At 28.7% G+C, this 21,543-nt stretch carries 18 protein-coding genes; 14 read left to right on the forward strand and 4 right to left on the reverse strand.

The window, feature by feature from the left end; translation table 11 throughout:
* Positions 1-41 precede the first annotated feature (41 nt).
* Entirely contained in the window at positions 42-1,664 is a 1,623-nt protein-coding gene (groL, locus tag BUA90_RS07005) for a chaperonin GroEL (RefSeq protein ID WP_072967008.1), read from the forward strand.
* A gap of 219 nt (positions 1,665-1,883) precedes the next feature.
* Complete coding sequence (locus tag BUA90_RS07010; protein WP_072967009.1) at positions 1,884-3,581, forward strand: M3 family oligoendopeptidase; 1,698 nt, start codon at positions 1,884-1,886, stop codon at positions 3,579-3,581.
* Positions 3,582-3,752: 171 nt separating this feature from the next.
* Here the strand turns inward: BUA90_RS07010 and BUA90_RS07015 are convergent, their stop codons facing one another.
* On the reverse strand, positions 3,753-5,396 hold the full coding sequence (locus BUA90_RS07015) for a peptide ABC transporter substrate-binding protein (RefSeq protein WP_072967011.1): 1,644 nt from the start codon (positions 5,394-5,396) through the stop codon (positions 3,753-3,755).
* Positions 5,397-5,452: 56 nt separating this feature from the next.
* Positions 5,453-6,346, reverse strand: coding sequence for a MurR/RpiR family transcriptional regulator (locus BUA90_RS07020; protein ID WP_072967013.1), 894 nt, complete (start codon positions 6,344-6,346; stop codon positions 5,453-5,455).
* 276 nt (positions 6,347-6,622) lie between these two features.
* Here BUA90_RS07020 and BUA90_RS07025 point away from each other — a divergent pair, with 276 nt between their 5' ends.
* From BUA90_RS07025 to BUA90_RS07040, 4 genes are all read left to right on the forward strand, one after another.
* Positions 6,623-7,630 (forward strand): asparaginase, encoded by a 1,008-nt coding sequence (locus BUA90_RS07025; RefSeq protein WP_072967015.1) that lies wholly within the window; start codon positions 6,623-6,625, stop codon positions 7,628-7,630.
* A gap of 338 nt (positions 7,631-7,968) precedes the next feature.
* The gene (locus BUA90_RS07030) at positions 7,969-8,343 is read left to right on the forward strand and encodes a GntR family transcriptional regulator (RefSeq protein ID WP_072967017.1); all 375 of its coding nucleotides are present in this window, start codon (positions 7,969-7,971) and stop codon (positions 8,341-8,343) included.
* 2 nt (positions 8,344-8,345) lie between these two features.
* Positions 8,346-9,215 carry an ABC transporter ATP-binding protein gene (locus BUA90_RS07035; protein WP_072967019.1) on the forward strand — a complete coding sequence of 290 codons (870 nt, stop codon included), beginning with the start codon at positions 8,346-8,348 and terminating at the stop codon, positions 9,213-9,215.
* Positions 9,208-9,879 carry an ABC-2 transporter permease gene (locus tag BUA90_RS07040; protein WP_072967021.1) on the forward strand — a complete coding sequence of 224 codons (672 nt, stop codon included), beginning with the start codon at positions 9,208-9,210 and terminating at the stop codon, positions 9,877-9,879. Before BUA90_RS07035 ends, BUA90_RS07040 begins: the two co-directional genes overlap by 8 nt.
* A gap of 62 nt (positions 9,880-9,941) precedes the next feature.
* Here BUA90_RS07040 and BUA90_RS07045 read toward each other — a convergent pair whose 3' ends face one another.
* Positions 9,942-10,565, reverse strand: a complete 624-nt coding sequence (locus BUA90_RS07045; protein WP_330390693.1) for a site-2 protease family protein — start codon at positions 10,563-10,565, stop codon at positions 9,942-9,944.
* Positions 10,566-10,892: 327 nt separating this feature from the next.
* On the opposite strand from BUA90_RS07045, the gene BUA90_RS07050 reads away from it, so the two are divergent.
* The gene (locus BUA90_RS07050; RefSeq protein ID WP_072967025.1) at positions 10,893-12,170 is read left to right on the forward strand and encodes a homoserine dehydrogenase; all 1,278 of its coding nucleotides are present in this window, start codon (positions 10,893-10,895) and stop codon (positions 12,168-12,170) included.
* Between the two features lie 50 nt (positions 12,171-12,220).
* Here BUA90_RS07050 and BUA90_RS07055 read toward each other — a convergent pair whose 3' ends face one another.
* On the reverse strand, positions 12,221-13,675 hold the full coding sequence (locus BUA90_RS07055; protein WP_072967027.1) for an alanine/glycine:cation symporter family protein: 1,455 nt from the start codon (positions 13,673-13,675) through the stop codon (positions 12,221-12,223).
* Between the two features lie 422 nt (positions 13,676-14,097).
* Between BUA90_RS07055 and BUA90_RS07060 the strand changes: the two genes are divergently transcribed.
* The 7 genes from BUA90_RS07060 to BUA90_RS07090 all read left to right on the forward strand — a co-directional run bounded on the left by BUA90_RS07060 (position 14,098) and on the right by BUA90_RS07090 (position 21,541).
* Positions 14,098-14,535 carry an ACT domain-containing protein gene (locus tag BUA90_RS07060; protein ID WP_072967029.1) on the forward strand — a complete coding sequence of 146 codons (438 nt, stop codon included), beginning with the start codon at positions 14,098-14,100 and terminating at the stop codon, positions 14,533-14,535.
* A 117-nt stretch (positions 14,536-14,652) separates the two neighbouring features.
* Entirely contained in the window at positions 14,653-15,894 is a 1,242-nt protein-coding gene (locus tag BUA90_RS07065; protein WP_072967031.1) for an efflux RND transporter periplasmic adaptor subunit, read from the forward strand.
* Between the two features lie 2 nt (positions 15,895-15,896).
* A complete protein-coding gene (locus tag BUA90_RS07070) occupies positions 15,897-16,589 on the forward strand; it encodes an ABC transporter ATP-binding protein (protein ID WP_072967032.1) in 693 nt (230 codons plus the stop codon).
* Between the two features lie 11 nt (positions 16,590-16,600).
* Positions 16,601-17,815: an ABC transporter permease gene (locus BUA90_RS07075; protein ID WP_072967034.1), complete on the forward strand. Its 1,215-nt coding sequence runs from the start codon at positions 16,601-16,603 to the stop codon at positions 17,813-17,815.
* A gap of 130 nt (positions 17,816-17,945) precedes the next feature.
* On the forward strand, positions 17,946-19,103 hold the full coding sequence (locus BUA90_RS07080; RefSeq protein ID WP_072967036.1) for a glycosyl hydrolase family 8: 1,158 nt from the start codon (positions 17,946-17,948) through the stop codon (positions 19,101-19,103).
* The gene (locus BUA90_RS07085; protein ID WP_159430006.1) at positions 19,093-19,932 is read left to right on the forward strand and encodes a GGDEF domain-containing protein; all 840 of its coding nucleotides are present in this window, start codon (positions 19,093-19,095) and stop codon (positions 19,930-19,932) included. The genes BUA90_RS07080 and BUA90_RS07085 overlap by 11 nt, the downstream gene beginning before the upstream one ends.
* Positions 19,922-21,541, forward strand: coding sequence for a DUF2334 domain-containing protein (locus tag BUA90_RS07090; RefSeq protein WP_094756785.1), 1,620 nt, complete (start codon positions 19,922-19,924; stop codon positions 21,539-21,541). The genes BUA90_RS07085 and BUA90_RS07090 overlap by 11 nt, the downstream gene beginning before the upstream one ends.
* The last annotated feature ends 2 nt before the right edge of the window (positions 21,542-21,543 follow it).

The following is a 21,543-nucleotide window of genomic DNA, read 5'->3' on the forward strand; positions in this document are numbered from 1 at the left end:
CTTAAAAAATAAAATAAATAATACATAGGGAGGTTGGTAGTATGGCAAAAGAAATTAAATTCAATGAAGAAGCTCGTCGTAAGTTAGAAGCTGGTGTTAATAAATTAGCTGATACTGTAAAAGTTACATTAGGACCTAAAGGTAGAAATGTTATTTTAGATAAAAAGTTCGGTTCTCCTACAATTACAAATGATGGTGTAACTATTGCACGTGAAATAGAATTAGAAGATGTATATGAAAATATGGGTGCACAACTTGTTAAAGAAGTTGCAACTAAGACTAATGATGTAGCTGGAGACGGTACAACTACTGCTACATTATTAACTCAAGCTATAATTAGAGAAGGTTTAAAGAATATTGCAGCTGGTGCTAATCCAATGATTCTTAAAAAAGGTATCGAAAAGGCTGTAGAAGTTGCTGTAGAAGAAATCAAGAAAAATTCTAAACAAATTGAAGGCAAAGAAGCTATTGCTAACGTTGCTTCAATTTCAGCTGCTGATGAAAAAATCGGTGAACTTATAGCTGAAGCTATGGAAAAGGTAGGAAAAGATGGAGTAATCACTGTTGAAGAAGCTAAAACTATGGGAACTACTTTAGAAGTAGTTGAAGGTATGCAGTTTGATAGAGGATATGTTTCTCCATACATGGTAACTGATGCTGAAAAGATGGAAGCAGTATTAGAAGACCCATATATTTTAATTACAGACAAGAAGATTTCAAATATACAAGAAATCCTTCCATTATTAGAGCAAATTGTACAACAAGGAAAGAAATTATTAATTATTGCTGAAGATATTGAAGGAGAAGCTCTTGCAACACTTGTTGTTAACAAATTAAGAGGTACTTTTGAGTGTGTTGCTGTTAAAGCTCCAGGATTTGGTGACAGAAGAAAAGCTATGCTTCAAGATATAGCTATAGTAACTGGAGGTCAAGTAATTTCAGAAGAATTAGGATTAGACCTTAAAACTGTTACATTAGATATGCTTGGTAGAGCTAAGTCAGTTAAGATAGATAAAGAAAATACTACAATTATAGATGGTGCTGGAGATACAAATGCAATTCAAGATAGAATTAAGCAAATCAAAGTTCAAATTGAAGAAACTACTTCAGATTTTGATAGAGAAAAATTACAAGAAAGACTTGCAAAACTTGCAGGTGGAGTTGCAGTTATCCAAGTAGGTGCTGCTACTGAGACTGAAATGAAAGAAAGAAAATTAAGAATAGAAGATGCGTTAAATGCTACAAGAGCTGCTGTTGAAGAAGGTATAGTAGCTGGTGGTGGTACTGCATTAATCAATGCAATCCCAGCAGTAGAAAAATTAATTGAACAGTTAGAAGGAGACGAAAGAACTGGAGCTATGATTATAAGAAGAGCTCTTGAAGAACCAGTAAGACAAATAGCATTCAATGCTGGTGTAGAAGGTTCTATAGTAGTTGAGAAAATAAGAAATAGTGAAGTAGGTATAGGATTTGATGCATTAAATAATAAGTATGTGAAGATGATAGAGGCTGGTATAGTTGACCCAACTAAAGTAACTCGTTCAGCACTTCAAAATGCTGCATCAATTTCAGCATTGTTCTTAACTACTGAGGCTGCTGTAGCTGAAATTCCAGAAAAGAAAAATGATATGCCAATGGGTGGCGGAATGCCTCCAATGATGTAATAAAGATTAGTTAAAGTAAAAAAGGAGTGAGATTGTCTCACTCCTTTTTTGGTTTTATAAAGGGTATATTTGTTTTCTAAAGAGATATTAGTAAATTAATAAGATTAATTAATTTTTGTAAAAGTGAATCTAAACATTAATATTTGAAAATAATAACAATTAGGTATAAAATTACAGTAGATTTATAAACATTATTAAGTATGATTGGAGGAAAATTTTATGTTAAAGTTTAAAGATTATAAATATGAAAGACCAGATATGGAAAGACTTGAAAAACAGTTTAATGAATTACTTGAAAGATTTGATAATTCTGATTCATTTGAAGCTCAAGATAAGGTAATGAAAGAGATAAATGAACTTAGAAATGAATTTGAAACTATGGCTACACTTGTTCATATAAGACATACTATAGATACAACTGACAAATTTTATGAAAAAGAAAATGAATTTATAGATGAGGCTATGCCTATGTACGAAGGTTTTGTTTCAAAGTACTATAAGTCATTAGTTAATTCTAAGTTTAAAAGTGAGCTTGAGAAAAAGTGGGGAAGACAATTATTTAGATTAGCTGAATTGAAACTAAAAACTTTTTCACCAGAGATAATAAAAGATTTGCAAGAAGAAAATAAATTGTCAAGTGAGTATACAAAGCTTAGGGCTTCGGCAAAAATTATGTTTGAAGGAGAAGAGAGAAATTTATCTCAAATGGTTCCTTTTATGCAGTCAAAAGATAGGAATATGAGAAAAAGAGCTCATGAAGCTATGACGGAATTTTTTGTCGAAAATGAAGAAAAGTTTGATGAAATTTACGATGGATTAGTTAAAGTAAGAGATAGAATTGCTAAAAAGCTTGGATATGAAAATTTTGTACAGCTTGGATATGCAAGACTTATGAGGTCTGACTACAATCCGGAGATGGTTGCAAACTACAGAAGACAAGTATTAGAAAATATAGTGCCTGTTGCTACAAAGTTAAGAGAAAGACAATTAAAGAGATTAAAATTAGATAGTTTGAAATATTATGATGAGAGTTTAGAATTTTTAACAGGAAATGCTATTCCAAAGGGAGATTCAGAATGGATTTTAGAAAATGGCAAAAGAATGTATAGAGAACTATCACCAGAAACAGATGAATTTTTTACATATATGGTGGAGAGAGAACTTTTAGACCTTGTAAGCAAAAAAGGAAAAGCAGGTGGAGGATACTGTACATATATAAGTAAATATAAGTCTCCATTTATATTTTCAAATTTTAATGGAACTTCAGGAGATGTAGATGTACTTACTCATGAAGCAGGTCATGCATTTCAAGTGTATTCAAGTAGAGAATATGAAGTACCTGAGTATAATTGGCCAACTCTTGAAGCTTGTGAGATACATTCAATGAGTATGGAATTTTTTGCTTGGCCTTGGATGAAATTATTTTTTAAGGAAGATGAATTTAAATATAAATTTGCTCATTTAAGTGGTGCACTTTTATTTATTCCATATGGAGTTACAGTTGATGAATTTCAACACTGGGTTTATGAAAATCCACAGGCTACTCCAGAAGAAAGAAAAAGAGCATGGAGAGATATTGAGAAAAAATATCTGCCTCATAGAGATTATGCTGATAATGACTTTTTAAATAGAGGAGGATATTGGTTTAGACAAGGACATATTTTTAATAATCCATTTTATTATATAGATTATACATTAGCACAAGTTTGTGCACTTCAGTTTTGGATAAAATCGATGGAAAACAGAGATAAGGCTTGGAATGATTATTTAAGATTGTGCAGGGCTGGAGGAAGTAAGTCATTTTTGGAATTAGTTGAGCTTGCTGATTTAAGAAATCCTTTTGAAGATGGATGCATTAAATCTGTTATTGGACCAGTTGAAGATTGGCTAGATAGTATTGATGACAAAAATTTATAAATATTTTAATGTAAAATTTTTACTTTTTTAGATAATATAAAAAATAAAACTCCTTTTTAGTTAAAATTTATAAATAAGATTAAAACTAAAAAGGAGTTTTATTGTGGATTAATATACAAGACTATCCATGACTAAGGATAGCCTTGCTTGAGGGGTTAAGGGGTCTAATTATTATTTTTCAATAGATACTCTTCCAAAATACCAGTAGCTCATGCTATTTTTCTGCCAACCTTTTACATAATCTTTTACCATTACTGGGTCAGTATAGTAAAAAATAGGTGTAACAGGCATTTCTTTCATTAATATATCTTGAGCTTTATAAAGTAATTCATCTCTTTCTGTACCTTTAACTAATCTAGATTTTGCAATGAGCTCATCATATTCTTTATTTGACCAGTGAGGAGCGTTGTTTGCTGAATTAGTAGTAAATAGTTCTAAAAGTCCAACTGGGTCTGGGTAGTCTGAAATATATCCACCTCTAGCTATATCAAAATTTCCTTGTTTTCTTGTATCTTGAAATACTGCCCATTCTTGATTGGCAAGTCTTATATTTATACCTAAATTTTTCTTCCACATTTCTTGTATAGCTTCTGCTATTGCTTTGTGACTTTCACTTGTATTATATAATAATGTTATTTCAGGGAATCCTTTACCATCGGGGTATCCTGCCTTGGCAAGAAGTTTTTTAGCTTCTTCAATATTTCCGCCATCTACATTTATACCATAATCACCTGCTGTTTTGTTAAAATCTCTACCTTGAGAGTCTTTGAGTCCTGCAGGATTAAATCCAGTTGCAGGTATTTCTCCACTTCTTTTTACATTTTCAGTTATGGCTTTTCTATCTATAGCTAAAGCTAGAGCTCGTCTTACTTTAACATCATCAGTAGGTGGCCTATTTACATTAAATATTAAGTAGTAAGTTCCAAGCATAGGTAGTACATGAAATGTAGAATCTTCTCCCATCAATCTAGGAATTTCTTGAGAAGGTATATTACCTATTATATCAATTTCACCAGATTCATATGCAGTAAGAGCTGTTGAGGCTTCTATTATCATTAAATAATTTATTTGGTCGATTTTAACAGTATCAGCAGCCCAATAATTAGGATTTTTCTTTAAAACGAGTTTGTCTGCAGTTTTGTAATCAGCTAATATAAAAGGTCCATTTGAAACTGCAAGATTAGGGTCTTTGGCCCATGTTTCAGGAGCTTTTTCTACTATATCTTTTCTAACAGGCATAAAGGCAGGGCGTGTAATAAGTGATAAGAAGTATGAAGTAGGAGTTTCAAGTGTTACTTTAAAAGTTTTATCATCAATAGCCTTGATGCCTACATCTTCGATTTTTGCTTTTCCTTCATAGTATGCTTTAGCATTTTTTATATAGAACATATGATAAGAATAAGGAGCAGCTGTAGAAGGGTCTAGTACTCTTTTCCATGCATATTCAAAGTCTTGAGCTCTTACAGGTTTACCGTCTGACCATTTGGCATCTCTTATATGAAAAGTATAAACTGTTCCATCATCAGAAATGTCAACTTTTTCAGCCATAGCATTTTCTAATTTTCCATCGATTTCTCTCATTAATCCTTCAAATGTATTATTGATAACATGGCTGCCGTCAATGGCATCGTTTAAACCAGGGTCTATAGTTCTTGGGTCAGCAGCGAGATTGAAATTGAGAACTACAGGTTCATTATTAGAAGTTTCATTTTTTTCCTGTGGCTGCTGTGTAGTTTTACTAGAACCACAACCAGATAATACGGTAGTTAAAATTAGCAAAACAGTTAAAGTTAATACAAATTTTCTTTTAAACATTATGTTTCCCCCTTTAAATTTTGTTGTTTTATAAAAATTGTAAAAATAAAAAAAGATTACAATTTATTTTTAGAACTTGATTTTTTGTTTATCTTATTTTTAATACGTTTAGAATTGAAAAAGTCATGTAAATTTTCAATTGTATTTATGTTGAAAGTAATTTTATCTTTCATTTTATAACTTAGAACAATTAATAATATTTCTGATAATAAAATAGCAGCAGAAATAAAATTGTAAAAGACTAAAGAATTATTTTCTGATTTTAGTACGATTTGAGCATTTGATGCTATAGGTGATTTTTCGCTATTGGTTATAGATATAAAATTTAAATTGTGTATAGATAAATATTCAGCTAATTTTATAATTTTTTCTGAGTAAAGAGGGAAAGAAATTAGTATAAATAAATCATCTTTACTTGCTCTAATTAAATCATAGATAAATATGGCACTGTCATCTATGTCTAGTATTTTTGTATTAATATTTAGTATTTTAAATCTAGTATGTAAAAAATCACATATTAGTTTTGAAACTCCTAAACCACATATGAATACAGTATTGGCATTTAAAATTAAGTTAGTAGCTTTTTCAATTGATTCTATGCTGTTATTTTCTATTATTTTATTTAAATTCATTTTTTGAATTTGAAATGTATTATTTATGGCATCTTCAATACTTTCTAATTCATCTAATGAAGATTTCATCTTTGCAGGAACTCTTAATTCTTCTTTTATTAAATGTTCAAAACTCTTTTTTAAATCAATAAAAGAGTCTATTTTGATAGCTTTACAGAAGTTAAGTATGGTAACTTCCGAAACATTAAGCTCACTGCTTAATTCTTTTAAACTCATAAAAGGAATTTTATTTTTGTTTTTTATTAGATATTTTGCAATATTTTTTTGCTTATTGCTTAAATTGGGAAGATTGTTTCTAATAACTTTTAGAACAGACAAATAATTACCACTCCTTTTTTAAAGTATGATACTATAAATATTACATATAGTCAATGAAAATGTTACAAAAAATTAAAGTAAATACTTTATTTAAGAAAAATTTAATATATTCTGCAAAATATTGCAAATTACTCAAGTTTATTTCATAAAAAATAAAATGTTTAATATAAAATAAATAAAAATAACATATAAAAATTAGAAAAATTAAAGTTAATACTGAAATAATTATGATATAATTATTTCAAAAATATAAAAGTTTAAAGTAGGGGGATTAAAATGTCAATTGTAGCTAAAGTGTATAGGGGAAATGTAGTAGATTTAACACATATAGGTCATATTGCTGTAGTGGATTATATGGGAAATATATTGTATTATTATGGAAATCCTTATAGAGTTACTTTTGCAAGGTCATCTGCTAAACCAATTCAAGCTATTCCCGTAATAGAAAGTGGAGCGGCTGATGAATATGGAATAGAAGATAAAGAAATAGCCTTATTTTGTGCATCTCATAGTGGAGAACAGTTTCATGTAAATTCAGTGCGAAGTATTCTATCAAAAGCTGGTCTTGATGAAGAGTATTTAAAATGTGGAACTCATATGCCTATTGCAGAATATGCGGCAGAGGAGCTTAGAGATAAAGGGCTATCTCCTAAATCAGTTCATTGTAATTGTTCAGGAAAACATGCAGGTATGCTTATTACAGCTAAATATTTAAATGAGGATTTGGATACTTACTATCTGTCAAATCATCCTGTACAAAAAAGAATAAAAAAAGTGCTTTCACAAATATGCGATTATGAAGAAGAAAAAATAGAAGAAGCAATTGATGGATGTGGAGTTCCAGTTCATGCAATGCCTTTATACAAATTTGCTCAAGGATTTGCTAGATTATCAAAACCGGAAGTTTTCGATAAAAATAGAGAAATGGTAGTTAGGAGAATAATAAAGTCTATGACATCTTATCCGGAGATGGTAGCTGGAACTGATAGAATATGTACGGATTTGATGAGATTGTGTGGAGATAGACTGTTTGCAAAAGCTGGAGCAGGTGCTTACTATGCTATAGGAATAAGGGACAGAGGAATAGGTTTAACTTTTAAAATAGAAGATGGAAATAGCAAAGTATTAACTGCTGTCATGCTGGAGACTTTAAGACAGCTTGATATAATAAATGAAGCAGAGCTTAAAAAATTGGAAAAATACTATATAATTAAAAACAAAAATCACAAGGGAGAAGTAGTAGGGGAGGTTAAAGTAGAATTTGAGCTAATAAAGAATGAGTAGAAATTTGAATTTAAAAGTTTACAGTTGAATATTTTAATTTTAAGATATTTGTTATAAAGGTTATAAAGGAAGTCCTCAATTCAATTGGGGACTTTTTTTGTATAATAGTTCAGATATTTTTTGCAAGAAGTGTAGGTTTTAAACAAAGTAAAATTACATAGGTTAGTAGTTAAAAATTAAAAATTAAGAATAAAAAAATCTAGAGATTTGCTCCTAAAACTTGGAACATGGAATTGACAACTATAAATTTAAATTGACATGGTAAAAAATAGTGTATATAATGTATATATAATATATAAACAGTATACACTATTTATATTAACAGAAGGGAGAGAGAGATGAATATTGTCATTTCTAATTCGAGCAAAGACCCTATATATTTACAAATAGCAAATCAAATAAAAAATCAAATAATAAATGGAGATTTAAAAGAAAATGATGTTCTTCCATCTATTAGAGGTCTTGCAAAGGAACTGCAAATAAGTGTAATTACGACTAAACGAGCTTATGAAGAACTTGAAAGAGAAGGTTTTATTAATACAGTTTTGGGGAAAGGAACATTTGTGGCTAGTCAAAGTAGAGAATTATTAAGGGAAAGAAGAATGAGGAGAATAGAAGAAAAACTTTTAGAAGCAGTAGAGGAAAGTAGAGTTTTGGGATTAAGTTTAGAGGAGCTTCAAGAGATGTTGGCAATATTGTTTAAGGAGGGTTAAAATTGGGGCATATTTTAGAACTGAAAAATGTTAGAAAAGAATATAAGGATTTTACATTAAAGGATATATCATTTACTTTAGATAGAGGTTATATTATGGGATATATAGGTCCAAACGGTGCTGGAAAGAGTACGACAATAAAGTTGATAATGAATCTTTTAAAAAAAGATGATGGAGAAATAAGGATTTTTGGTTTAGATAATATAAAGCATGAAAGGGAAATAAAACAGAGGATAGGCTTTATATATGACCAAAATCATTTTTATGATGAATTAACATTAAAGCAGATGAAAAAAATTATTTCTAATTTTTATAGTAATTGGGATGATAATTTATATCGAGAATATATTAAGAGATTTAACCTTAGAGAAGATAAAAAGATTAAAGAATTGTCTAAAGGAATGCAGATGAAGTTCAGCTTAGTCCTTGCTTTATCGCATAATGCTGAGTTGATTATCATGGATGAACCCACTTCAGGTCTTGACCCGGTTTTTAGAAGTGAACTTCTTGATATACTTATGGATATTATTCAAGATGAGAATAAAGCAATTTTTTTCTCAACTCATATAACTACCGATTTAGAGAAAGTAGCAGATTATATTACTTTTATTAATGATGGAAAACTAGTTTTTTCGAAAGCAAAAGATGAAATTTTAGATGAATATGGAATAGTAAAGGGAAGTAAAGATATTTTAACGGAAGAACTTAAAGAAAATTTTATAGGAATAAGAGATAATAAATTTGGTTTTGAAGCTTTGACAGCAAAAGCAGATAAACTTAAAAGGATATATAAAGATAATTTAATAATTGAAAGAGCTAGTCTTGATGATATTATGCTTTTTACTATCAGGGGGAATGATAAAAATGTTTAATTTATTTTTAAAAGATTTTTATCTTATTAGAAAGCATTTGTGGGTTGCTATGTTTTACAGCTTTATGATGTTTTTTTTATTTAGTTCGCACGAGAGTGAGCTTTATGGAATGATTTATTCTATAGGAACAACGATGATAGGCTATACAATGATAATGTATACAACAGCTTATGATGATAAAAACAATAGTGAAGTTTTTTTAAATAGTTTGCCAATTTCAAGGAGTAAAATAGTACTTTCGAGGTATATTTCTATATTTATGTTTATTATAATAGGTGTTATAAGTATGATGATAGCTAGTTTTGTATTGAAAAGCTTTAATATATTGAATATAAGCAGAATGTTTAAGTTTCATGATTTTGTTAATGCATTAATAGGTCTATGCTGTATTTCATTTTTGTATTTGCCAGTATATTTTAAGTATGGATATGTGAAGGCTAAAATGTTTAACTTGATACTTTTTGCCATAGGTTTTGGAGGGCCGATGCTGATAAAAAATATTTTAAGATTTACAAAAAAACCATTATGGTTAGATAAGTTTATTATGTATTTACATTTAGCACCTAAATCAGTAATAAATTTATTATTTATAATAGCAGTAGTTATATTAGGTTTAATATCATTTAGTATTTCATCTATTATTTATCGGAAAAGAGAATTTTAATTTAGTAATAGTAAAAAATTTGTGATGTGTAGTTAAAGAGAGGGCATTGCCCTCTCTTTAACTTAGAAAAATAAGCCTTCTAGTGAAGAATATATTATGAAAATAGGTGGTCCTATTATTTTATCAATGAAATTTGTAATTATTAAAATAAAAAGTATAAATCTGCTTTTATCATAAAATTGATAATAAAAAGGTTTATCTTTAAGACCTAATAATCCAAAGAAAATATGTGAACCGTCTAAAGGTGGTATTGGAAGAAGGTTGAATACAAGTAAAGCGATATTTATCCATACTGTATAATCAAAAATAGTAATTATCGTATGATAGAGACTATCACTTAAGATTGTTTCAGGAATATAATATAATATTTTCATTAAAAGAATAAAAAATATTGCTATGAGTAAATTTGCAAGTGGACCAGCTAAAGATACTAATATATCATCTCTTTTTGGCTTTTTAAAATTGTATGGATTAATTTCAACTGGTTTTGCCCACCCAAATCCAGCAATTAAAATCATTAAAAAACCTAAAATATCTAGATGAACTAAAGGACTTATTGAGAGCCTTCCTTGAAGCTTTGGAGTATCATCGCCAAGCCATACAGCTGTTTGTGCATGTGCAAATTCATGAAGTGAAAGCCCCAATAAAACACCCGGAATAATATATAATATTTTAATTAAATCCAATAAAATCATCCCTTCTAATTTATTTATGCTAGTCTATTATAACGTAAAACTAGCAATAATAAAACAGAAAATAATAATGTTTACAAAAATTATAACACAGATGTTATACATGAAGAAATATATACCTTGTTTTTTGAAAAATTTAGATTATTGATAAATATAGTTTAAGATTTTCAGAAAAATAGAGAAAAAACATTGATTTTAAAAATTATATGTGTTAAAATTTTATCCATAATCTTTTATAGAAATACATATGTACGCCATATAAAAACACAATATTAAAAAAGTATTAAAAAAATTTTATATAAGACGAAGGGAGAGGGGAATATGGAAAGTATTAAAATAGGGATATTAGGGATGGGAAATATAGGAACGGGTTTATATAAAATTTTACAAATTAATGATGAGAAAATAAAAAATTATGCAAACAAAAAAATAGAAGTTAAAAAAGTTTTAGTTAAAAATTTTGAAAAACAGAGAGATGTAGATATACCTAAGGAATTGTTGACTTTAGATGTAGATGAAATAATATATGACCCTGAAATTAAAATAATAGTTGAATTGATAGGAGGTATAAATCCGGCTTATGATTATTTAAAGCGTTCTATTGAAAGTGGAAAACATGTAGTAACTGCAAATAAAGCGGTAATTGCTACATTTGGCAAAGAATTAGATGATTTGGCTGTAAAACATGGTGTACAAATTAAATTTGAAGGCAGTGTTGGAGGAGGAATTCCCATAATAAATACACTGACAGAAAGTCTTTCAGCAAATGAAATAGAAGAAATTGTGGGAATTATTAATGGGACTACAAATTATATTCTTACTCAGATGAGTGAATTTGGTATGGATTTTGAAACTGCTTTAAAAGAAGCACAAATAAAGGGGTTTGCTGAAGCTGACCCGACTTCAGATTTAGAAGGAGAAGATGCTGTATTTAAGTTAGCTATTTTATCAGCAGTTGCTTTTAATAAGAGAGTTTATCCTGATGAAATATCAAGAGAAGGGATTAAAAAGATTTCTCAAAAGGATATAAAATATGCATCAGAACTAGGTTATAAGATTAAATTACTTGCAACAGCAAAAAAATATGGTAATAATTTGGAATTAAATGTCCATCCAGCACTTATACCTAATAAGCATCCTTTAGCTTCAGTTAATAATGAATTTAATGCTCTGTTTATTAGAGGTAATGCTGTTGGAGAAGTTATGTTATACGGTAAGGGAGCAGGGTCTATGCCGACTGGAAGTGCTGTGCTAGGAGATGTGTTGAGTATTATAAAGGCAATTGAGACAGATGGCATAAAAAATTCAAACAATAATATTACTAGTAAATTAGTAGTTAATAATATAGGACAAAGTAAATATTATGTTCGATTAGAAGTAGTAGATGAGCCGGGAGTGCTTGGGAAAATTGCTATTAATTTTGGAAAATATGGAGTAAGTCTTGAGTCAGTAGTTCAGAGAGCTAGGGGAGAAAAAACTGTACCATTAGTTTTTATTACTCATGAAACAGATAGGGAAAAATTAGATAAGGCATTAGAAGAAATTTCAAGTTTTTCAGTAGTAGATAAAATTGCAAGTATTTTAAAGGTAGAAGAGTAAAAAAGAGAAGGAGAGTTTAATCCTTCTCTTTTTAAAAGGAAAATTTATATTTATTTTTTGTTGTTTAGTTTAATCCAGTAATCTGCATTTTCTAATCCTAATTTTTTAGGGTCAAATACAAAAGTATCTATATCTCTTCCCATTTCTCTTTGTTCTTCCCAATCTTTTAAAACTTTTATACCTTGATTACCAAGTATTAGTATAGCTATAACATTTAACCAAGCCATGATGCCAACACCTATATCGCCAAGTCCCCAAGCTAATGATGCAGTTCTAATTGCACCGTAGAAGGAAGAACCGATTAGTAAAAGTCTTAATACATTGATAACTATTTTTCTATTAGCACCAGCTTTTTTGAATAAGTATGTGATATTAGTTTCTGCAATGTAGTAGTATGCTATAAGAGTAGAGAATGCAAAGAAGAATAGAGCTATGGCAACAAATGCTGAACCAAAACCAGGAATTAAAGTGTCAACGGCTGCTTGAGTATAAGCAGGACCTATGTCAACGCCGGGAAGATTTTCAACTATAAATCCACCAGATGGGTTATAAACATTGTATTTACCAGTTGCTAAAATCATAAAAGCAGTAGCAGAACAAACGAATAATGTATCGAAGTATACTGCAAATGCTTGAACTAAACCTTGTACAGCTGGGTGGCTTACTTCAGCAGCAGCTGCTGCTTGAGGACCAGTACCTTGACCAGCTTCATTAGAATAAATACCTCTTTTAACACCCCAAGAAATAGCTAATCCTAAAATACCACCAAAAGCTTGTTTTAATCCAAAGGCACTTTTAAAGATGAGAGCTAACATTGCAGGAATTTTAGTAATATTGAATGCTAAAATAGTAAGAGCTATTAACATATAACCGATTGCCATGAAAGGTACGATAATTTCAGTTGTTTTACTTATACGCTTAACTCCACCGAAAATGATTAAAGCTAATAAAGCAGATATAGCAATACCTGTTATAGTTGGACTAATTCCAAAAGCATTATTAACACTTGAAGCTATACTGTTTGATTGAACTCCGGGAAGGAAGAAACCCATTGCAATAACAGTTGCTACGGCAAATAAAACTGCATACCATTTTATTCCTAAACCTTTTTCGATGTAATATGCAGGACCTCCACGATATTCACCATCAATTTCTTCTTTATAGACTTGACCAAGTGCACATTCAATGAATGAAGAACCAGCTCCTAAGAAAGCAATTGCCCACATCCAGAAAATAGCACCCGGGCCACCCATTGCAATAGCAGTAGCAACACCAGCTATGTTACCAGTACCGACACGACCAGCTACAGACATTGCAAAAGCTTGAAAAGAAGAAACACCTGCATTTGAAGCAGAACCTCCCATTAGGTATTTAACCATGTCTTTTAAATGACGAATTTGTAAAAAACGAGTCCTAAAAGAAAAATAAATGCCTGTTCCTAAACATAAATAAACTAGTGCATTACTCCAAACGATACCGTTTAGAAAATCAACTATACCTTGCATTAATAATTACCTCCTTATATTTTTTATGAAAAAATTGTAACAATTATATAAAATATTTTAAACTATTTTGTGAAAAATTTCAAGTTTTAAAAAATTCAATTTTCAGCAATTAAAGAGTTTAAAAAATTCATTTTTGTAAATATTTGTTTGTAAATTTCAATTTTTTCATTTCAAAAATGAATATTTATAAATATTCTTTTACAAATTTTAATTATTTTTTTATATACATCAGTTCCATTATTAACTAAAATAAAATTTTATATTCAATTAAGTAAGAAAATTAATAATGTTAAAATTTGAATTGGAAAATCATTATTTTCAAAAAGGTAAATAGTTATTGATTTGCATATTTTTGTATGTTAAAATTCAAAGAATAATAAAAAACACATGTATGTCAGTTGTAAACATGGAGGAGAGAAGTTATGGAAAATAAGTATTTAATAGTTGATAAAAAAATACTTCCTAATATATTTGAGAAAGTTTTAATGGCTAAAGAGTTGTTGAGAAATGGTAAAGTAAAAGGTATTACAGAAGCTGTAAAAAAAGTGGGGATAAGTAGGAGTACATTTTATAAATATAAGGATTATGTTTTTTCTCTTTCAGATAAAGCAAATGGAAGAAAAGTAACTGTATCAATGCTTCTTAATCATGAACCGGGTAGGCTTTCAGCTATTTTAAATAAAATTGCTGAAAAGAAAGGAAATATTTTGACTATTAATCAAGATATACCTATAAATAATATAGCAAATATAAGTATAACTTTTGATATATCAAATTTAACAGTAGATTTTGATGTGCTTATGAATGAAATAAAAAAGTTAAAAGGGATTGTGAAATTAGATTTGATTGCAATGGAATAAAACTTAAAAAATTATTAAATAGATAAGAAAATAATGGTATTTTATAAGATATTATTATACAATATAAAATGACATTTTTAGCTAATTTAGTACATAAGATGAAGCTAGGAGGTAGACATGTTTAAAGTAAGAAAAAAATTTATTTGGCTGTTTGTTGTAGCTGGCATATTTTTTGTGTTGTTTTCATCGTTTAAAATGATGAAAACTAAAAAAAGTGTAGGCATATTTGTAAAAACTGCAAGAATTGAAAAGCAAGATATTAAATCAAATATTTTTACAAGTGGAAGGGTTGTTTCAAAAAAGGAGAGAGAAGTAACTCCAGATTTAACAGGAAGGATAGTGAAAATATTTGTTCATGAGGGAGATAAAGTAGCTAAGGGACAATTACTTGCTAAATTAGATTCTAAGGAACTTGAATATGACCTTAAAGATGAAGAAATTAATCTTGAAATATTGAAAGAAAAATTAGAGCAGCTTAAAAGAAAAGACAAAGTAGAATTTAGAACGAGTTATAAAAATGCTGAAATAGATTATAAAGAAGCATTAGAAGATTATGAGAATAAAAAGGAGCTTTATAAAGAAGGTGCTATAAGCGAAGATGATTTAGATACTGCTAAAAAATCTATGGAAAAGGCATATAATGATTATTTACTTGCAAAGAAAAATTATGAAAATAGTGAAGATGAATTAGAAATAAAAATTCAAGAAAAACAGATAAAAGCTTCAAAACTTAAGATAGAAAAAATTAAGTCTGATATTGAAAAGACGAAAATATTAAGTCCTATAGATGGCACTATTACAAGTATTGAGGTTTCAGAATTATCTGTAGTTGGTCCTAGTACAGTTTTATTTAATATTAAAGATATACGGGATTTAGAGGTTGTTACAAATATAAGTGAATATGACATAAGCAAAATCAAATTAGGTCAAAGTGTAAAAATAACAGGTGAGGGAATAGGCGATAAAGAATATAAAGGAGTTGTAAAATACATATCTCCTGATGCAGAGACAGTAACTAATGGGCAGAGTACAGAAACAACTATTGAGGTTAAAATTGATATAAAAGATAAAAATACGGAGTTTAGACCAAACTTTACTGCAAATGTAGAAATAAATACAGCTAGTAAAGAAAATGCTCTAGTCGTTCCATATGAAGCAATATATACTGATAAAGATGGTAAAAAGTCAATATTTACTGTTGATGGTAATAAAGCTAAAAAACATGAGATAAAGACGGGAATAGAAGGAGATATGGTGGTAGAAGTAATAGGAGATGGATTTAAAGAAGGAGATTTAGTGATATTAAATCCTACTGAAAGAATAAAGGATGGAATTGAAGTTAGTGTAAGGGGTATGTAAGAATGATAAAAATAGAAAATTTGTGGAAAATATATGGAAATGACAAAATAAAAGTTGAGGCACTTAAGGGAATTAGTTTAGAAGTAGAAAAGGGTGAATTTGTAGCTATAATGGGACCATCAGGTTCTGGAAAATCTACATTTATGAATATTTTAGGATGTCTTGACAGACCTACGAGAGGAAGTTTTATACTTGACAATGTAGAAGTTGAAAAACTTAAAGATACGGATTTGGCAGTTATAAGAAATAAAAAATTAGGATTTGTATTTCAATCTTTTAATCTTTTGCCGAGAATATCTGCTTTTAAGAATGTAGAATTGCCTATGATTTATGCAAATGTTCCTTTAAAAGAAAGAAGCAAAAGAGCAATAGCTGCATTGGAAAAGGTGGGACTGAAGGATAGAATTCATCATAAACCGAATGAATTGTCAGGAGGGCAAAGACAAAGAGTAGCTATTGCAAGAGCACTTGTTAATAATCCTTCTGTTATTTTGGCTGATGAACCGACTGGAAATTTAGACTCAAAATCAAGTGAAGAAATAATGGATATATTTAAAAGTTTGAATGATGAAGGAGTAACCATAGTACTTGTTACCCATGAGATAGAAGTGGCTAAAAAGGCTAAAAGGATAATAACTTTTAGAGATGGTGAGATAATAGAGGATACTAAAAATATGGGAACAGGTGATGAGTAAGAGGTGATTTTGTGAATATTATTGAAAGTATTAAAGTTGCTTTAAATGCGATATGGGTCAATAAGATGAGGTCTTTGCTCACGATGCTTGGAATAATTATAGGAATATCTTCAGTTATAGCAGTAGTAGCATTGGGACAAGGCAGTAAAGAAATGATAAAAAAAGAATTTGAAAATTTTGGAGTAAATAGGGCTTATTTAGGAATTAATTGGGATGAAAACATTACAGGTAGAGATATATTTACTCATGAAGACATTGAAGTTTTAAAAAGAGCATTTAAAAAAGATATAGATGCATTATCACCTTTATTTGACAATAATGGAGAAGTTGCTATTGAAAGAAAAAATGAGCGTATTTATATAAAAGGAGTTAATGAGGAATATAATAAAATAGAAAAAAAGGAAATAATAGATGGAAGGTTTTTAGTTAGTTCCGATATAAAAGGAAATAGAGAAGTTGCAGTTATAAATGATGAGATGGCTTTGAAACTATTTGGTAGAAGACATGTTATAGGAGAAAAAATCCTTGTAAAGACCTCTTCGAGAAATATTTCTCTTGTAATAGTAGGAGTATACAAGGAAAAAAAATCTATGTTTGCAGGATTTGGAAGAGAAATGCCTAGAGATATATATGTGCCTATCAGTACTGTTGAAAAAATGTTTGGAGTAGGCAATAGAGTATATAGTATAGAGATAAATTTTAAAAGTGGTATAAATACTAAAGAAACTTTAGATAAGATGATAAAATTAATAGAAAGACGTCATGGCAATGCAAAGAAGAATAAATACAGAAGTTATAGTGCAGAAAGTGAACTAAAAAGTGTAAATAAAGTTACGGGAATAATGACAGCAGTTGTAGGTGCTATAGCAGCTATTTCACTATTAGTTGGTGGAATAGGAGTTATGAATATAATGCTCGTTTCTGTAACAGAGAGGACTAGAGAAATAGGAATAAGAAAAGCTATAGGAGCAAGACATAAGGACATTTTGTTTCAGTTTTTGGTAGAAGCAGTTATCATATCTGGTATAGGAGGTATTATAGGTACAGTACTGGGGATAGGACTGTCATTTGTAATAGCATCTTTTATAAAACTTAAACCTACAATATCGATAATGACTATAATGATTGCATGGATGTTTTCAGCTGGAGTTGGAATATTTTTCGGTATATACCCGGCAAATAAAGCTGCAAAACTTGATCCTATTGAAGCATTGAGATATGAATAAAAAAAGAGGTCAGGCTAAATTATTCTAGCCTGACCAAAGTTTTTTTTTGAGTTAAATATCAAAGGAAATTATATCAAAAGGTCGAATTTTTATAGATTAATTTCATTTTAAATTAAGGAGATGTGAATTTATGAAAAGAAATATAGGTATTATTTGGATTATAGTAATAATAATAATTTGCTTTATTATGTTAACTGTTTGGTATAAATATAATATTAACAAAAAAGATTTTAGTGATGAAATAGGGTTTACAGAAGATTATTTAGAAGAAGAAAAAATTTGTTTAAGATTCATAAAGAAAAAAATGTCTTCAAAAAGTGGAGGTATATATACTAATTATTTGGAAAATAAGAGAATAGAGAAAGTGGCAAGTGGACATGAGATATTATCTGAATCAGAAGGATTAATTATGTTATATTATGTAAGAACTCGAAATAAGGATGAGTTTGACAAGCATTTTGATATAGTAAAAAATAAAATGCTAGATAAAACTGGTTTAGTAAAATGGAGAATAAAAGAGGATAATTACAATTTAGCTTATAGTAATGCTACTATTGATGATTTAAGAATAATTCGTTCGCTTATATATGCTTATGATATTTGGAAAGATAAAAGATATTATAAAACTTTAAAAAAAATAAGTGAAGCACTACTTAAATATAATGTGTATAAAGGCTGTTTAAATAATTATTTTGATATTAAGTATAAATATAAGGCTAAAGAAGTTGATATATCTTATATAGATTTATATACTATGAAACTTCTTTCTGATATTAATAAGGAATGGGATAAGATTTATGATAAAAGTATAAGGGTAATAAATAGAGGATATTTATCTGATAAATTTCCATTATATAAAAAAACATATGATATAGAAAAGAATAAATATTTAAATGGAGAAGTTGTAAATTCCATAGATGCTTTATTAGTAGTGCTTCATCTTAGTGAAGTTGGATTAGTAAAAAAAGAAACTTTGGAGTGGATAAAAGACCAAATGATATACGGAGGTGGTATATATGCAGAATATGATATTAAAACCGGAAAAGCTATAAATGATGTAGAATGTACTGCTATATATGCAATAGCTGCTAGAATTGCAAAAATTGCAGGAGATGAATCTCTATATAAGTTATTAGTAGAGAAAATGTTATCTCTGCAGGTGTTAGATAAATCAAGTCCTTTGTATGGAGGATTTGGAGAAACAAGTACATTAAAGGTCTATTCTTTTGATAATTTACAAGCACTACTGGCATTTAAAGCTTTAGGAGGATTAAATGATGAAAAATAAACAAGTAGATATATTTTTTTTACTTTTAATAATAGAAATATTTGCTGTTACTACACTGCTTATAATGAATATAAAAGAAATTGATTTTATTGATTATATTTTGTATATGTTGACTTTTCTTGTGATAGTTGTATCTTTTTATTCAAATTTAATAATAGGTCTAATAACTAGTGCTTTTTTGGTATTTGGATATGGAAGCTATATTTTATATGAGGGTTTATTTCATGAAAATATCAATATTGCAAGCAGTTATTTTTGGATTATAGTATTTCCACTATCAGCATTTATATCAGGAAGATTGTCGGATTCTATAAATGATATACAAAATAAAAAAATAAAACTTGAAAAACAGATAAGCAGTTTAGTGACAGTTGATGCAATAACTGGATTTAACAATATAAAAGAATTTTATAAAGATTTAAATGAAGAAATGAGTAGAGCAAAGAGACATAAGTTTTACTTGGTCGTAATGTTAGTTGAAATTCAGTATCTAGAAGAATTAATTAGTATTTACGGAATAGATAAAATTAATAAGATATTAAAATCTATATCAATTTTAATAGAAAAAGTTACAAGAACAGAAGATAAAAAGTACAGGATAGACGAAGATTTATTTGCTATAATAATGCCTAATACAGATATATCAGGTGCAGATATAGTTAAGCAGAGATTGAAAAAAGAATTGGAGAGTATTAAGGTAGATGATGATAGTAAAACGAATACATATAAGCTGGATATTAAGATTTCGGCTTTGCAGTATAACGACCGTATATCAAATTCTTTTCATTTTAAAGAATTAGTTCAAAAGGAGCTTGAATATGATATTTAGAAATTTATTAGTATTTTTTTTGATATTAATATTATTTTTAAGTTCAGCAAACCCTTTATTATCAAATGCTGAAGATACTAAAAAGAAAGTTTTATTGGTATATGATAGGAGGAGTTTTTTTGGATTTTCAGGTGATATTGTAACTTCTTATAGAGAATTATTTGGACATTTTAATGTTGATGTCTTAGAAGAAATTGAAGAAGATTATAAAAAAGGACAAGCAGATGATTTTGATTTTATATTTGTTATAGGAATAGAAGGGGATTTTTTCAACTCTATTTTATTGGAAGATTTAAAGAAAACTAAAAAAACTGTTTGTTGGATAGGAAGAGGAATAGAAAAACTTTTAGAAAAAAATAAAAGAGTAAGTTTTACTTATGATGGAGAATCTGGTGAGTTAGTAAAGGTATTTTATAGAAAAAAATCTTTTGACATAGGCTTAATTGATAATTTTACTATTATAGATAATATTTCTTCAAATTCTAAAGTTTATTCTTGGCTGAGTGATGGAAAAAATATGTATCCATATATAATTAGGGAAAATAATTATTGGTATGTATCTAGAGCAATTAGTTATTCAGTGTTATTTTATATATTTGCAGATGTTTTATATGATTTGTTTAATGAATACAGTAAAATTGATAAAAGTAGAGTTTTCATAAGAATTGAAGATGTACATCCCTTTAGAGACACAGAAAAATTAAGAGCTATAGCAGAATATTTAAACAGTAAGAAAGTTCCTTTTATGATAGCAATGATTCCTGCTTATAAAAGTCAAAATTCGTCTTATATAACTCCTCTGTCAGAAAAACCTGAGTTTATTAAAACTATAAAGTATATGCAAAAGCTTGGAGGAAGTATAATACTTCACGGATATGCCCATCAGGCTTTTGGAGGAGAATTGACAGGAGAAGGTTTTGAGTTTTGGGATGGGATAAATGATAAACCCTTGAGTTTAGATATAGAAAATTGGATATATAAAAGAATTGGATTAGGAATACAAGAATGTGTAAAAAATGGCATATATCCTCTAGCATTTGAAGCACCTCATTATGCTGTCAGTCAAAGGGGATATAAGGTACTTAAGAAATATTTTTCAACTTACTGTGGTCATATTCAAACAAGCGATCAAGGTTTTGCTACGACAAGTTATCCTTATATTCTTTACGATACAGAGCTATTTCATAAATTTATACCTGAAAATCTTGGATATGTAGACCCTAATAATCCTTTAACTATAAATGATATTAAAAACAATTTTGAAAAAGTTTCTATAGTTAGAGGATTTACAGCAGGAGTGTTTTTTCATCCTTACCTAGATATAAAATATCTAAAGGAAATAGTTGAAATGTTGAAATCTGAAAATATAGAATTTTATGACTTAAAGAAGGAAGATAATTGGGTTAAGTGGAATAATATAAATATAATGTCGAAAAATGGAGAAATATGCGTAGATTATTCTGAAAATAGTAAAGATGACTCTATAAAGAAAGGTTTTGCTAAAGGAATAAAAATATTAATAATTTTTGTACTTTTTGTTAATGCAATATTTTTCTATATTTTGATTAAATCAAAGAAAAAAGCTAATAAGGATTTATTGGGAGATTGATA

The sequence above is a fragment of the Caminicella sporogenes DSM 14501 genome, assembly GCF_900142285.1.
GTDB lineage: Bacteria > Bacillota > Clostridia > Peptostreptococcales > Caminicellaceae > Caminicella > Caminicella sporogenes.